Annotated in this window: 13 protein-coding genes; 6 read left to right on the top strand and 7 right to left on the bottom strand. The window is 61.5% G+C overall.

Translation table 11 applies throughout. The features are described from left to right. Positions 1–35: 35 nt before the first annotated feature. The 6 genes from WBG56_RS12065 to WBG56_RS12040 form a co-directional block, all read right to left on the bottom strand. Positions 36–761 carry a uracil-DNA glycosylase family protein gene (locus WBG56_RS12065; protein ID WP_424268610.1) on the bottom strand — a complete coding sequence of 242 codons (726 nt, stop codon included), beginning with the start codon at positions 759–761 and terminating at the stop codon, positions 36–38. After that, positions 758–2,104: a diguanylate cyclase domain-containing protein gene (locus tag WBG56_RS12060; protein ID WP_424268608.1), complete on the bottom strand. Its 1,347-nt coding sequence runs from the start codon at positions 2,102–2,104 to the stop codon at positions 758–760. Before WBG56_RS12060 ends, WBG56_RS12065 begins: the two co-directional genes overlap by 4 nt. 141 nt (positions 2,105–2,245) lie before the next feature. After that, positions 2,246–3,019, bottom strand: coding sequence for a LamB/YcsF family protein (locus tag WBG56_RS12055; protein ID WP_424268606.1), 774 nt, complete (start codon positions 3,017–3,019; stop codon positions 2,246–2,248). Positions 3,020–3,069: 50 nt separating this feature from the next. Next, entirely contained in the window at positions 3,070–4,059 is a 990-nt protein-coding gene (locus tag WBG56_RS12050; protein WP_424268604.1) for a biotin-dependent carboxyltransferase family protein, read from the bottom strand. Beyond that, positions 4,056–4,748: a 5-oxoprolinase subunit PxpB gene (pxpB, locus tag WBG56_RS12045; protein WP_424268602.1), complete on the bottom strand. Its 693-nt coding sequence runs from the start codon at positions 4,746–4,748 to the stop codon at positions 4,056–4,058. Before pxpB ends, WBG56_RS12050 begins: the two co-directional genes overlap by 4 nt. 11 nt (positions 4,749–4,759) lie before the next feature. Beyond that, positions 4,760–5,668, bottom strand: a complete 909-nt coding sequence (locus tag WBG56_RS12040; RefSeq protein ID WP_424268600.1) for a LysR family transcriptional regulator — start codon at positions 5,666–5,668, stop codon at positions 4,760–4,762. Positions 5,669–5,974: 306 nt separating this feature from the next. On the opposite strand from WBG56_RS12040, the gene WBG56_RS12035 reads away from it, so the two are divergent. From WBG56_RS12035 to WBG56_RS12010, 6 genes are all read left to right on the top strand, one after another. Beyond that, complete coding sequence (locus WBG56_RS12035) at positions 5,975–6,964, top strand: TRAP transporter substrate-binding protein (protein ID WP_424268598.1); 990 nt, start codon at positions 5,975–5,977, stop codon at positions 6,962–6,964. A 30-nt stretch (positions 6,965–6,994) separates the two neighbouring features. Further along, positions 6,995–7,507, top strand: a complete 513-nt coding sequence (locus tag WBG56_RS12030; RefSeq protein WP_424268596.1) for a TRAP transporter small permease subunit — start codon at positions 6,995–6,997, stop codon at positions 7,505–7,507. A 21-nt stretch (positions 7,508–7,528) separates the two neighbouring features. Then, positions 7,529–8,818, top strand: coding sequence for a TRAP transporter large permease (locus tag WBG56_RS12025; RefSeq protein ID WP_424268594.1), 1,290 nt, complete (start codon positions 7,529–7,531; stop codon positions 8,816–8,818). Between the two features lie 418 nt (positions 8,819–9,236). Further along, positions 9,237–10,517: an aminotransferase class V-fold PLP-dependent enzyme gene (locus tag WBG56_RS12020; protein ID WP_424268592.1), complete on the top strand. Its 1,281-nt coding sequence runs from the start codon at positions 9,237–9,239 to the stop codon at positions 10,515–10,517. A gap of 227 nt (positions 10,518–10,744) precedes the next feature. Further along, positions 10,745–12,787, top strand: coding sequence for an AsmA family protein (locus WBG56_RS12015; RefSeq protein WP_424268590.1), 2,043 nt, complete (start codon positions 10,745–10,747; stop codon positions 12,785–12,787). Positions 12,788–13,787: 1,000 nt separating this feature from the next. Further along, a complete protein-coding gene (locus WBG56_RS12010; protein ID WP_424268588.1) occupies positions 13,788–14,051 on the top strand; it encodes a transcriptional regulator in 264 nt (87 codons plus the stop codon). A gap of 6 nt (positions 14,052–14,057) precedes the next feature. Here WBG56_RS12010 and WBG56_RS12005 read toward each other — a convergent pair whose 3' ends face one another. Beyond that, on the bottom strand, positions 14,058–14,552 hold the full coding sequence (locus WBG56_RS12005; protein ID WP_424268586.1) for a very short patch repair endonuclease: 495 nt from the start codon (positions 14,550–14,552) through the stop codon (positions 14,058–14,060). Positions 14,553–14,571 lie beyond the last annotated feature (19 nt).

The raw sequence follows: 14,571 nt of genomic DNA, 5'->3' as shown, positions 1-14,571 counted from the left end.
GCCGGCCGCGGTTCGGCGGCGGCACCGCCGGGCCGTCACAGCCAGGGGGCCAGGGTCTGATCGGCGCTGTCCGCCCAGCCTCGATTGGCCGTGGGATTGGCCGGGCTGGGGTGCAGCAGGTAGGCGGTCGGTATGCCGGCGCTCGTGACGGCCTGCGCGCGGCCGAGGGCAAAGCGTCCGATGCCGATGACTGCCCGTGGCCGGATGGCGTGAATCACGGCGCCCAGCGCCGCGTCGCAGATGCCGAACAAGGGTTCGCGTTCGGCCTTGTGCAATTGTTCGGGGACCAGGTTGCGGTTATTGCGCAGAAACAGCAAGGGGCAGTAGTTCCAGACGAAGATGTCCTGGAAGAATCGGTCCGGGCTGCCAAAGCGCCGCTGCGCCCAAGCCCAGAAGCGATCCCCGCTGCCTTCGCTGCGGCGGCAGGCAAAGCCGGCAATCGGATATTTTTCGTGCTGCTCCGGCAGCGGTCCGTCCAAGGGCTTTTCGATCTTCAGCCAGTCGCGCGCTACGGAGACCTCTCCAAAGGGGACGCCGGTCTGGGCCATGCCCCAGGGGCCGGGGTTCATGCCCACCAGCAGTATCCGGCCCGTCCGGGCGCCGTACCGCTGCAAGTATTCGCGGTGCGCCGACCACATATAGATCAGCGGGTTGTAGACGTGGCTTGCGCTGGGAAATGCCAGCACCTGCAGGCTGCCCGCGAGTACGCGCGCGATGGCGGTGCTGGCGTTGTCCAGGTCCGTGTCTTGTCTTGCTGTCATACGTCGCCCGTCTTCAGTTTCTTTTCATATTTCGCCCGGTACATGGCCTGGTCGGCATGCTTGAGGAGCTGTTGCGCAAGTTCGCCGTCCTCGGGGTAATGCGCAATCCCGATACTGGGCGTGATGGTCAGGGTGTGGCCATCCAGCGTGAACCGTCGACTCATGACGTCGTGGATTTTTTCCGCGACCGCCGCGGCATGTCCGGGCGCAGGCACACGCTGAAGGAGGATCACGAACTCATCGCCGCCGATGCGCGCCACGGTGTCCGATTCGCGCACGCACTGCTGCAGGCGGCAGGCGACTTCCTGCAGCAGCAGGTCGCCCACGCTGTGGCCCAGTGTGTCGTTGACCGGTTTGAACCGGTCCAGGTCGAGATAAAGCACGGACAGCCGCTCTTGTGCCCGCCGCGCTATCGACAGAGCCGTCTTGAGCCGGTCATCCAGCAACCCGCGATTGGGCAGTCCGGTCAGTTGATCGTATTGCGCCATGTGCTGAAGCCGGGCCTGCATGCGCTGGCCTTCTATGGCGGTGGCTATCTGGGTGGAGATGAACTGCAGCAATTCCTGGTCTTTTTCGTTGTAGCACACGCCGTTCGGATAGCTTTTCAGCATCAGCACACCGATGGTGCCGCGATGCGATTTGAGAGGAACGCCCAATTGGCACAGCGGGCTCGGGCCGACATGAATGCCCGGCTCATCCGCAACGACTGTTTCTCGTGGCAGCAGGAGCGGCTGGCCGCTTTGCAGGATCCTCTCGTACAGCGTCCCGGCCTGTGGTCTGTAGGGTTCGGGCTTGCGGTCGTACTCGTCCGCGTAATAGGGAAAGCTCAACAATCCCGTTCTCTGATCGTATAGCGCGACGGAAAAGTTGTCGGCCGGAAGCAATGTGCCGACGATCCGGTGGATGCGCTGAATCAGCGTGAGCAGATCCTCGGCCCCGTGAGAAGCTTCGGAGATCGCGTAGAGCGAGGTCTGGATCGATTCGGCGTGCTTGCGCTCGGTGATGTCGCGCGCCACGCCGATCCGCACTTGATCGGTGGGCGACCAGCGTGTCGCCCACATGAGATGGACGATTTGCCCATCCTTGCGCACATAGCGATTCTCGAAGTGAAGCTGGGGGCGGCCGGCCATGATCTCGGTCACGGATTGCCGGGTTCGTTCACGATCCTCCGGCAGCATGATGTCGAACATATTCATCCCGACCATCTCTTCGGGGGTGTAGCCGAAGATGCGTTCGCATGCGGCGCTGGCGAACACCACGCGCGCGTCGATATCGACCGCGAACACCGCATCGATGAGGAGATCGATGAAGTTGGCATCGGGCGTGTAGGTTTTTTTCCGCATGGGAATATAGAGTTGGCTCCGGGCTGTGCGTCAAGCATACTGTGATCGCGGATCGAAGCATATGCCGGGGTACCCGGGGTGGGGCCGGAAAGGAAAAAAGACCTGTCAAAAGCCTTGACAAGCCTTCGGTCCAGCAGCTGGCTAGCCGCGCCTGTCCGGCCCGAAGCCCCTCGGTTCGAATCCGGCATCCTCTACCGTCTGCCGGATTTTGCGGGTGATCTCGAGCGCCCCCGCCGTATCCCCGTGCACCAGAATCGAATCTGCCGGCATTTTCAGGACGGTGCCGTCGATGGCTACGACCTCGCCCTCCAGCAGCACCCGCCGCACCCTGCGGCATATGGCGTCCGGATCATGGATGACCGCGCCGGGGGTGCCGCGGCTGACCAGCAAGCCCTCCGGGGTGTAGGCGCGGTCGGCGAGAAACGAGGCCACGACATCGATGCCCAGCGCCTGGGCCGCCCTGTGCGCCGCCGTGTGTGGCGGGATGACGAATTTGAGGGCGGGATCGAAGTCCTTGAATGCCGACAAGGCGGCGCAGGCGATGTCTTCGTCGGCAAAGCACAGATTGCCCAAGGCGCCGTGGAAGTTCGCATGGCTCAGGCGCAGGCCGGCCTGCCGCGCGAAAGCGTCCAGCGCGCCGAGCTGGTACAGCGACATGCGGGCGATTTCGACGGGCGTGTAGGCGACGTGGCGCCGCCCGAAGCCCTGGCGGTCCGGGTAACCGATGTGAGCACCTATATGTACGCCGTGCTGCGCCGCCAGGGCCACGGTGCGCGCCATGGTGGTGAAATCGCCGGCGTGGAAACCGCAGGCGATATTGGCCGAAGTAATCAGTGCCATCAGGGCGGCGTCATCGGCCATGGCGTAATCGCCGAAGCCTTCGCCCAGATCGGCGTTGAGGTCTATGCTTTTCAAGTCGGCTCCTTTCTCTCTCTGTTGCGGACGTTTGTCGAAGCGGGGGGGGCTTAGCTGAAACGCTGGCGGGCAAGTTCGCAGCGCATGGCGATTTCGTCCAGGAATTTTTCGTGTTTCTGATGCCGGGTCCAGGCCTGGGCGGGGTCGCACAGGCTGAATCGCACGCATTCCCCGGGGCGCAGCTGCGCGAAGCGGTGCAAGTCGGTCTGCAGCACGGTGGCGATGACCGGATAGCCTCCGCTGGTGTTGCCATCGCACAGCTGCACCATGGGACGTCCCGAAGGCGGCAGCTGCACCACGCCCGGCATAATGCCGTGCGAACGCATTTCACGGCGTTTCAGCAGGGGGATTTCGGGCCCTTCCAGCAGGCAGCCTACGCGGTTGCTTTGCGCTGATACTGCCCAGGCCGTCCCTGTCAGCACATGGCGTGCCTCCGCCGCGATGTCGGCCCACTGCGGGCCTGGCAGGATGTGGACCACCGGTTCCGTAGGCGCCTCGGCATCCGAGGCAAGGTCGTACGGGTCCAGCAGCCAGGGGCACAGGCCAAGGCCGGGATTCGGTCGGCGCAGCGGCGGGCTGTCATGCAGGGGCAGTTGATCGCCGCGTTTGAGCACCCTGCCTTGGTGGCCGCCAAAACCGCCTTTCAGGTCGGTGGAAGCCGAGCCCAGCGCGAGGGCTGCGGCGATGCCGCCGCGCACCGCCAGATAGCTGCGTACTCCGGTCTGTGTTTCTCCCAGCCGCAGGGTCTGGCCGGCCCGCACACTGCAGGCCCACCAGTTCGGCAGGGTCTGGCCGTCCAGTGTGGCGTGTGTGCATGCGCCCGTCAGGGCGATCTCGGTGTCCGCGCTGAAGGCAAAGCTGGCATTGCCCAGTGTGATCTCCAGGCCTGCCGCATCGACGGGGTTGCCCAGCATCAGGTTGGCGATCGACAGGGCCAGATTATCCATGGCGCCGCTTAAACCCACTCCCAGGTGGCGGTAGGCCAGGCGCCCCAGGTCCTGTACGGAAGTCGCATAGCCAGCTCGTGTCACCGTGATCATGTGCACAGCTCCTGGACTTGGAAGCGCACGGTATCGCCGGGCGCGAATAAGGCGGGTGGAGACTGAGCGGCATCGAAGCATTCGAGCTGCGTCTGGCCGATGACGTGCCATCCCGAAGGTGTGGTGCGGGACTGAATGCCTGTCTGGCTGCCGCCTATCATGATGGCGCCGGCCTCGACCTTGGGTCTTGGCGAGGAGCGGCGCGGCACGGCCAGTCCGGGGTTCAGGCCGCCCAGGTAGGCAAAGCCGGGCTGGCTGCCAAGGGCGTAGACGACGTAGTGGCCAGCCGCGTGTCGTTGCACGTATTCCTCCGGAGCCAGGCCTGCGTGCCGGGCCACCGAGTCCAGATCGGGACCGTATGCGCCGCCGTAGCGCACAGGGACGATGACTTCGCGGCTGTGCGGATTGCCGGACTGGATTGTGCGCCAGGCGTGTTCCATGCGTTGACGGACGACGTCGAGGTCCAGCGGCATGTGTCTGAAGATCACCAGGAAGTTGTTCATTCCCGGCACGACTTCGAGCACGTCCGCGCAGGCGCCCAGGTGCAGGGACACGGCCCAGACGCGCCGCTGCAGGTCCGGCCGGGCGACGGGGTCGCCGGCGATGCCCGCGTCGCACAGCACGGCGTATTCGCCTTGGCGGGTGCATTGGAGAGCGCCATGGCCCGTAGGGGGATGAGGTTCGGACATGATGTGAGTGGTCAGCTTTGCAATTGGCGCGAGAAATCGCAGGTTCCCTTGGCGATCTCCACGCTTTCTTCGATGAAGGCAGAGGGGCGGTCGGAGCGGTACATGGCCGCATAGGGGACGGGGGGCAACGCCGGGGTGACTGGAATGATCTCCAGCTTGCCGGCGTCGACCAGGGGCTGGAAGCAGGCGCGCGGGAAATAGCTGACCCCCAGGCCGGCCACGGTCAGGCCCAGCATGGCGTTCAGGCTGTCGCTGGAGATGAGGCGGGAGATCCCCACTCCCTGCCCCTTGAGCCAGCGGTTGAAGTGCAGGCCTGAGCCCGAGCGCGAGCCTTGCGCGAGGATGGGATGCTGTACCAGTTCGTCCAGGCGCAAGGCCTGGTTGCGTTTCTTGATCAATCCGGGTCGAGCCATCCAGATGTTTTCCACCGAGGCCAGATGTACCGCGGCGATGTCGTGATCGCGAAAGGTCTCGGGCACGATGATGAGATCCACGGAGCCTTCGCGCAGCCGATCGAAGAGGGCGCGGCTCATGTCCACTTCGGGCTCGATGATGATTTTGGGGTAGTGGGCTTGCAGGGCGGCGACCAATCGGGGCAGCCAGGTCCAGGCGGTGAGTTCGGTCACCCCCAGCTTGAGTTTCCTGGCGGGATGCGCACGCTGGCTTTTGAGATGCAGGATCTGCTCTCCCAAGCCCAGGATCTGTTGGGCCAGCAGCAGCAGTTCTTCGCCTTTCTCGGTGAGCCGTGCGCCGCGCTGGGAACGGTCGAACACTTCAATGTCGCTTATGCTCTCCAGCTCCTGGATGCGTTTGGAAACGGCTGATTGAGTGGTGCACAGCCGGGCGGCCGCTTTTTCGAACGTGCCCAGTTCGGCGATCCAGTACAGCGCTTCAAGCTGCTTGAAAGACACCATGGCCATGATCCATTCCTTTTTCCCATCAGGTTCTATTCTTTTTTATTATGAATAAAAGAGATGATTAATTATAACTATTTATCTCTTTAATGAATACTCCATTTTCCCTAGAATTCCTGAAAAGGATCTGGGCGTGGAGAAATGCAGGCCGGTTCATCTGTCGAGTCGTGTCCACAGCATCGATCCATCGGCGGGCCGCAGCCCGCCGATACGGCATGACCCGCGGTGCCCGCCAGGGCAGGCTTCGGAGCCTGTGAGGCAGGCAAAACAGACCATGAGCACATGGCTGATCACTATGACTTTGGAGACATCATGATGATACCGACCCGAATCAAGACCTTTGTTGCCGCGGCTGCCCTGGGCATGCTGACGGGCGTCAGCGCCCAGGCCGCGACCAGCTGGGATCTGCCCCTGGCCTGGCCCGAAAGCAATTACATCGTCAAATACGTGGGGCAGTTCGCCGACGAGGTCAAGCAGGCCACGGGCGGCGAGGTGCAGATCACCCTGCATCCCTCGGGCGCGCTGGGCTTCAAGGGCCCCGAGATGCTGAGCGCCGTGCGCGATGGGCTGGTGCCCATCGGCGACATGCTGCTGAACCAGCAAGTGGGTTTCAATCCCTTGCTGGGGCTGGAATCCCTGCCGTTCATGATCGACGACTTTCAAGGACTGAAAGATTTTGGCAAGGCCTATCTGCCCTTGCTGGATGAAATCTACGCCGCCAACAATCAGAAGATCCTGTTCCGCATCCCGTGGCCGCAGCAGCAGATCTACACCCGGAAAGAAGTGAAGTCGCTGGATGATCTGCAAGGCGTGAAGATCCGCTCGTACGACCGTTCTTCGACCGCGATTTTCCGGGCGATCGGCATGAGCCCGGTCCAGTTGCCCTGGAGCGACGTGGTTCCCGCGCTGGCGGCCGGCACCATAGACGCAGTGGCGACGTCTTCGCCCTCGGCCGTGGATGGCTCGTTCTGGGAGCTGCTGAAATATGGCTACCCCACCCGCCAGACCTGGAACACCGACGTCATCAGCGTGAACCTGGATGCCTGGAACAACCTGAGCGAGAAAGACCGCAAGGCCATCGCCGAGGTCGCTCGGCGCCTGGAGCCGGAGTTCTGGGACAAGGCCGATGCCAATGACAAGGTCATGATGGGCAAGCTGGCCGGGCACGGCATGGTCAATGGCTCGTTGAGCGACGCGATGCGCGCTCAGTTGCGCGACAAGGCGGCCACGATCCGCAACGACACCATCGCCAAGCTGGGCCCGAAAGCTCAGGCCGTGGTGGATGCCTACCAGAAGCGTTGAGCCCCGACGCGGGCCTAGAGGGAGACACACATGGATATTCTGAGTCGGATGGTGGACCGGTTTTCCCGGGGGTTGGGGTACCTGGCAGGCCTGCTCATCTTCATCATCGCCGCCTTGCAGATCAGCGAGATTCTCAGCCGCAATCTGCTGAACACCAGCCTGAGCATCGTCTGGGAAATCGCCGCCTACCTGCATATCGTGGCCATATTCCTGGCCGCGGCATTCACCCTGCGCAGCGGCGGGCATATCCGCGTCACGTTGTTTCAGTCGGCCAACCCGCGCCGCTTCGAACTCATCAGCACGTTTGCGGGCCTGCTGGTCTCGGTGTTCCTGAGCTATGCCCTGGTGTCGCTGGCTTGGCGCTATGGCGTCAGCGGCCGCACGTCCGGGACCACCAACGATATCCCCCTGGTGTATCCGGCTTCGCTGGTGGCTGTCGGCTCCGTCCTGCTGAGCGTTCAGCTGGCCTTGCGGCTGTTTCAGGCTGCGACGGGCCGCCCGGCGGAGTTGAACGAGCACCAAGCGGTCCTGACCACCGATTGATTGCCCGAGACTGGAGAACCCATGCCAATCATCACCACGATCATTTTGTTGTTCGGCCTGTTGGGCGCGGGGGCCTGGATCGGACTGAGCCTGATGGGGGTTGCCATCGGCAATCTATACCTGTTTCGCTCCATGCCTGTGGACAATCTGCTGGCCCAGTCGATCTGGAACACGCTCACTTCCCCCGAACTGGTCGCCTTGCCCTTGTTCATCCTGATGGCCGAGTTGCTGTATCGCTCGACCTTCACGCGCAATCTGTTCTCGTCCCTGGAACCCTGGGTGCGCAATCTGCCCGGCGGCCTGCTGCACACCAACGTGCTGGGCTGTACGCTGTTCGCCCTGGTTTCAGGCTCTTCCGCGGCCACGACCTCGGCCATCGGACGTATTACGCTGCCCGAGCTGGAAAAGCGCGGCTACAACCGTTCCGTTGCGCTCGGTTCCCTGGGGGGCGCGGGGACACTCGGCTTTTTGATCCCCCCCAGCATCATCCTGATCATCTACGGGGTGCTGACGCAGACGTCCATCCTCAAGCTGTTTGCCGCAGGCATCGTGCCCGGCTTGGTGCTGGCCGCCTGCTTCATGGGATTTCTGGCCGTCCGCTCGTTGTTCCTGCCCAAAATCGAGGCGCCAGTCACGACGCGCGCGGAACTGTGGCGCATCCGCATCCAGGGCTTGCCCGCTCTGTTGCCGTTCTTCGTCTTGATGGCGGTGCTGCTGGGGTCCATGTACGCTGGCTGGGCCAGCCCCTCCGAGGCCGCTTCGGTGGCCGTGGCCGCGACTTGCGTGATCATGGCTTTCGAACGTTCGTTGTCCTGGGCAACGGTCAAGGACGCCTGCATGGGCTGCGCGCGCACCGTCAGCATGTTGGGCCTGATCATCGGCGCCGCCGGCTTTCTCTCTGTCTCCATGGGTTTTCTGGGCCTGCCCCAGGCCATTGCGGCCAAGATACATGCCATGCAGCTGAGCCCCATCCAGCTGGTGATTTTTCTGCTGCTGGTCTATATCGTGCTGGGCATGTTTCTCGAGGGCATGTCCATGCTGGTGATGACGCTGCCCATCGTGGTGCCTCTGATCCTGGCCGCCGGTTACGACAAGGTCTGGTTCGGCATCTTTCTGGTCATCGTGATCGAGCTGGCGCAGATCACTCCCCCCGTGGGCATGAATTTGTTCGTGATCCAGGGGCTGACGAACGAAAAGATGTCGCGTATCGCCGTGGCGACCCTGCCGTTTTTCTTCATCATGGTGATTTTTGTGCTGGTCATGGCTGTGTTCCCCGCCTTGATCGCCTGGTTGCCGACCTTGATTGCGTGAGGTAGGCATCGATCAGATCGATTCGGACGTATCGCGCAAAAATCCAAGAATACGGAATTGAATTAACTTCAGGTTTTATTTTTCTTGAAAATAATTTTTTTGAGAAACAGGGGTTTGATTTCCACATATGAATAAATATTCCATGCCGGAATATATTTAATTCAAAGCTTGGTTTCCGCGTTTCAAATGCCTGGTTTTTCCATCCGGACCGGGAGGGTGGAGTGTTCCCTGAAGGCTGTGAAAGACTGTGGTGATCTTTTATATGCTTGCCTCGCCGGCCGGCTGACGGGTTCTGGCTGATGGGCGGGCTCATGGATCGCTTTAATTCATTATTTTGGATATAAAAATCTCTCTTTCACTGAATTTGCATCAGTTTCATAATTCCCGGAATTCCGGGAAATCCTTTCAAGAGCTTCTTATGCCTTCTTTCCAAGATCAGTTTTTTTCTGAATATCTGGCGTCCGAGATAAAAAGCAGATTTCATCAGGTGGATCATGACCATGCGGGGCAGAAGCGTTTGTATTTTGACAATGCCGGCGGCGCTTTTCGCTTGAAGTCCGTGCTCGACCGCATGGTCGAGCTGGATGCGATCCCGGACAATATAGAGCGTGTCCATACCGTGGCGCGCCACCTGCAAGATGTCCAGGCGAGGGGAGAGGCGGATTTCCGCTGCATGCTGAACGCGAAAGGCGGCAGCATTCATGCGTCCCAAACGGCGTCGTCGGTCATGTTCGACATGGTGCGCGCCGTCTCGGAGAGCGTTCCCGGGACCAATATGGTGACTACCGTGCTGGAGCATCCTTCGGTTTTTGATGCGATGTCCCTGTATGCCCAACGATCGGGCAAGGAATTGCGGGTCGCGCGGAGCAACCCCCATACCGGGGGCATAGACGTGGACGAGATCGTGCGCTTGGTCGACCAGAACACCTGCGTGCTCAATGTGATCTGCGCATCCAATATTTCGGGTGCGAAGCTGGATCTGGAAGCGGTCGTCCAGCGGGCGCGTGCCATCAAACCGGATCTTTACATTCTTGTCGATGCCGTCCAGCACGCGCCTCATGGCCTCATCGACCTGCAGCGCACACCGGTGGACGGCATCAATATTGCGCCGTACAAGTTTTTTGGAGCCCGTGGCTCGGGGATGGCCTGGCTGTCGGATCGGGCTGCTGTATTGCCGCACCACAAGCTCCACGGGAAGGATGCCAATTTCTGGGGCCTGGGCAGCGGCACGCCTTGGCAGTTCGCGGCCATGACCGAAATCGTCTCCTATGTCTGCTGGCTGGGCGAGCAATTTACCGATAGCCGTGATCGCCGCGACCTGTTCGAGAGCGGGATGACCCGGATCGAACTGCAGGAACGCGCGCTGCTGTCGCGGTTGCTGGATGGGGGCGGGTCGGTCCGGGGGTTGCGGCATATTCCAAAGGTGAAGGTGTATCTTGATTATCCTGACCTGAGCAAGCGTGACCTCATCGTCATGATCGGCATTGGGGATCTTGATCCTTCGGAAGTCGTTCTGGAATACGAGCGGCGTGGCGTGCTGGTCTATCAGCGGACCGCCAGCAGCATCTATTCAAAACGGATGCTGGATTCGTTCAGTATCAGCGGGGGCGTGCGGGTATCTCCTCTGCATGTGCATACGCCCGAAGACATCGACCAGTTTCTCCAGATTACCGCCGAGATGGCGGGCGCGCCGGCGTAATTGCCCGGATCGCAGGGATTGCGCGTCTTGGCCGCGGATGGCGGGGAGTTCGGCGTTGCACCTGAAGTGGACATCGGTGTCGCGCCGCTGGCGGCGCTGCGCCATCGCTGCGCATCGCGGCAGTATGGTTACGTTTAATCACTCTCTGTTCGTACGGCGGTAGTCCATCGTACGTAGCATTCGAGACAGTGGGCGGCCCGCGTCGCTCAGCTCGCATGGAAGCAAGAATGCGCAGGGACGTAAGAATCGGAACATGGGTGGCGGCGGCGCTGATGGCCGCTCTGGCGCTTTGCGTGGCGGCCATTTGGACCTTCAACTGGAATCTGGTGCGCGCGCCTCTGGATCGCCAGCTCAGCGAGCTGCTGCATCGGCCCGTGTCGATGCAGGACCTGTCCGTGGACTGGTTCTGGCCTCAAGACCGTTCCGGCTGGCGCGGCTGGCTGCCGCTGCCGCGCATCCGGGCCCAGGGCCTGGTGGTGGGCAATCCGCGATGGAGCCAGGGTGACGAGAGCCTGCTGCAGGCCGGCGATGTGGTCGTTGTCGTCGACCCCTGGGTCTTGCCCGACCATGTGGCGCGCATCGAGAGCCTGCAAGTCACCGCGGCGCAGGCCTCGTTGCAGCGCGCCCGGGACGGCACCGTCAACTGGAGCCTGACGCAGGACCCGCCCACCGAGTCCGCGTCGGACTGGAGCTTCGACCTGCGCCGCCTGCAGTTGCAGGACGTAGACGTGCGGGTGCGCGATGTCGCCAATCGGCTCGACCTGCAGGCGAGCCTGCACAGCCTGCCGCAAGTGACTCCCGAGGGCTACGGGTTAGGCTGGAAGCTCAGCGGCAGCTATAACGGCGCGCCTATCCAGGGACAGGGCAGTTCCGGCGGCATTCTGTCGCTGCAGCAGGGCAGCCAGCCCTTTCCCATCGACGCCCATGTGAAAATCGGCGAAACGCTGATCCAGGCACGGGGTTCGGTGACCCGTCCGCAAGCCCTGGCGGCGCTGGACGTGCAGTTCAAGCTGCAGGGCGCGACCATGGCCGACCTGTATCCCATCTTGGGGGTGGTGCTGCCCAATACCCCTGCCTACAGCACCGAGGGCCATCTGATCGGCACGCTGCAGCCCGGGCATGAAACCTGGACGTATTCCGGCTTTCGCGGCAAGGTCGGCGCGAGCGACATCGAAGGCACGCTTGAATACCGGATCCGCAAGCCGCGCCCCTTGTTGAGTGGCGAATTGCGGTCATCGCTGCTGAGATTTAAGGACCTGGGCCCTTTGGTCGGGGTCGACACCGCGGCGCGCAAGGCCCGGCGCCTGGAAGCCGTTCACACTGCCGAAGGGGAAGCGCTGCAGCCTGCAGCTAGAGTGCGGCAGCCCGCCGGTAAGGTGTTGCCGGTCGATCCGATCTCCACCGACAGCTGGGGCACGATGGATGCCGACGTGCGGTTCTCGGGGCAGAAGATCGTCCATTCAAAGGCATTACCGCTGGACCACATCCAGACCCATATCGTGCTGAGCGATCGGGAGCTGAGCCTGGAGCCGCTGGACTTCGGCGTGGCCGGCGGCACCTTGGCCACCGTGATCCATTTCGATGGCCGCAGCAAGCCCTTGAAGGCGGACATGACGCTGACGGCGCGCCACCTGAAACTCAAGCGGCTGTTTCCGGGCGCCGAGAGCATGAACGCCAGCTTTGGCGAACTGCATGGCGACGCCAAGCTGTCCAGCGCGGGCAACTCCATCGCCGCGTTGCTGGGCCACGCCGACGGCGATCTGCGCGCCCTGATCAGCAAGGGCACGATCAGCCGCCTGCTGCTCGAAACGGCGGGGTTGAATGTGGCCAATATCCTGATCAACAAGCTGTTCGGCGACAGCCAGGTCGTACTCAATTGCATGGCCAGCGATTTCAGCGTGCGCGATGGCCTGATGAGCGCCCGCGTCTTCAGGCTGGACACCGCCGATGCCGTCGTCGATATCACTGGCACCATCAACCTGGCCACCGAGGTACTGAACCTGGATGTGACGCCCAAGAACAAGTCGGCACGCGTCTTTACGCTGCGCACCCCGCTATACGCGCACGGTACGTTCGCACACCCCGACGTGGGCGTTTACAAGGGGCCGCTGCTGTTGCGCGCCGGTGCGGCGGCGCTTCTGGGCGTGGTGGCCACGCCTTTCGCGGCGTTGCTGCCCTTGTTGAATCCGGGCACGACCGAGGTCACCGATTGCCAGGCCATGCTGGCCCATCCGGGCCGCAAGCCGGCGCCTACACACCCCGAGCCGTGAGCGCGACGCATTGAACAGCGGCCCGCGCCAACGGCGGTGCTCCAGGCAACAAAAAACCCAGCCGAAACCGACTGGGTTGATTGCAACTGGTGGCCCGGGGCGGAATCGAACCAGCTGTCGTACAGCTAGCAATGACGCGCTTCTGCAGATTAGACAGGAACCCCGGGGTACAAGTGTAGAAAAACAGCAGAAGCGGCCGAAAACGCCTCATCGGTCGATTCCCGCCTGACCCAATGTGCCTCCGCCACGTTGATTCAACTGGCGATTGCCTTGTTGCGTTCGATGAGCGCATGCAGGCTGGCTGCGGTGATGCCGCTGGAGCGTTTGCCTATCTTGATCAGTACACGCTCGCCATCGTTGACCAGCCGGTAAATGGTGGATCAGGACGCTCCCAGTTTGGCCTCTGCTGGGGGAATGCCCCGGGCGCTTCCGCTGGGGAAAGCCCCCACCGCACGCAGCCATCCATACCCCACGCGAGGGGCTGGCCAACGTTGGTGGATTTCATCGGTTTTGCTTCAATCCCCACGTCCTACAGGTTGCTGCGCAGTCGCGTGCCGCGTAATCGGGCAGGGCGCAGTATTCATCGATTGTTGCTTGTTAAAGAGCTGACCTGCGTGAGGCAGTTTATGTCATTTTCATCAAAACGCTTAGTTATATCAACAGGCATTCAGCCGATTGATTTTCTAAACGATTCAAGGCTTTACTGAGGGATGATTAAGCTTAGCGGATACCTGTGTGGCCTAGGGATACGCCACTAGGGCAAATTGTTTGTGCCTGTGACTATCTCGTGCTCGGCGGAAGGGCATAAAATCGCCGGCTCTTCTAGGGTGCTTTGAAAAAAGTTTGGTTCAGGTCATTTCAGCTTGTTTCCCGCTGCGCATGCTGCCATTTGACCTATTGTTGCAATTTGGCCTGCTGTACCTGAACTTTCGCGCCGAAAAACGGCACAAAACGTCAACGCGACGTCACATCCAAATAACGAATTTATTTTATAAAATCTATGCTGTTAGCATGGTCATGGAAGCATATGCACGATTTTCAATCCGTCCGAGATGCCTGTGAAGTAATGGGCGGGATGATCCCATTGGCCAAGAAATTGGGGTTGCCCGTACAGGTGGTCAGCAGCTGGGCGGCGGGGGCGCGCCCCGTGCCCATCATCCGCTGCGTAGAGATCGAGGAGCTAACAAGCGGGGCCGTCACCCGGAAGCAGCTGCGCCCGGATGACTGGTGGCAGATTTGGCCGGAGTTGAGAGGAGCGGGGTAGCGATGGCTACGCTACCGGCGAGCCGATGTGGTTCCCTGGTAGAACCATGCCCCCGCTTGGAGGAATCTCCCCGACTGAATCGCTGCCATTGATCCAATCGCGGATTGCGTCGTAAAGCACTTCGTCGCTGCACCGCTTGCGTGTGGCGCACTCCCAGATGATAAGCGTGCGCCAGCCAGAGGCCGCGAGCTCCACGAGGGCTTGTGCGTCACGCTGGGTGTTCGCTTCAAGCTTGCGATTCCAGAAATCTGTGTTGCTTGACGGCCGTGCCGCAAGCTTGCATCCAACGTGTTGATGCCAGAAGCACCCATGCACGAATATAGCTACCTTTATACCTTTCATTACGATGTCGGGCGTACCTGGCAGGTCTCGCCGGTGCAGGCGGAAACGTAGTCCGTGAGAAAATAGCAACTGGCGTATCTTGATCTCTGGCCTAGTGTCTTTGCCTCTTATTTTGGCCATCATCTTGCTACGTTGTTGCGGGGTGACAATATCTGACATGATCTGCTAAATATGACGA

The sequence above is a fragment of the Castellaniella sp. genome (assembly GCF_049671645.1).
GTDB lineage: Bacteria > Pseudomonadota > Gammaproteobacteria > Burkholderiales > Burkholderiaceae_B > Castellaniella.
This window is presented reverse-complemented; position numbering and strand designations above follow the sequence as displayed.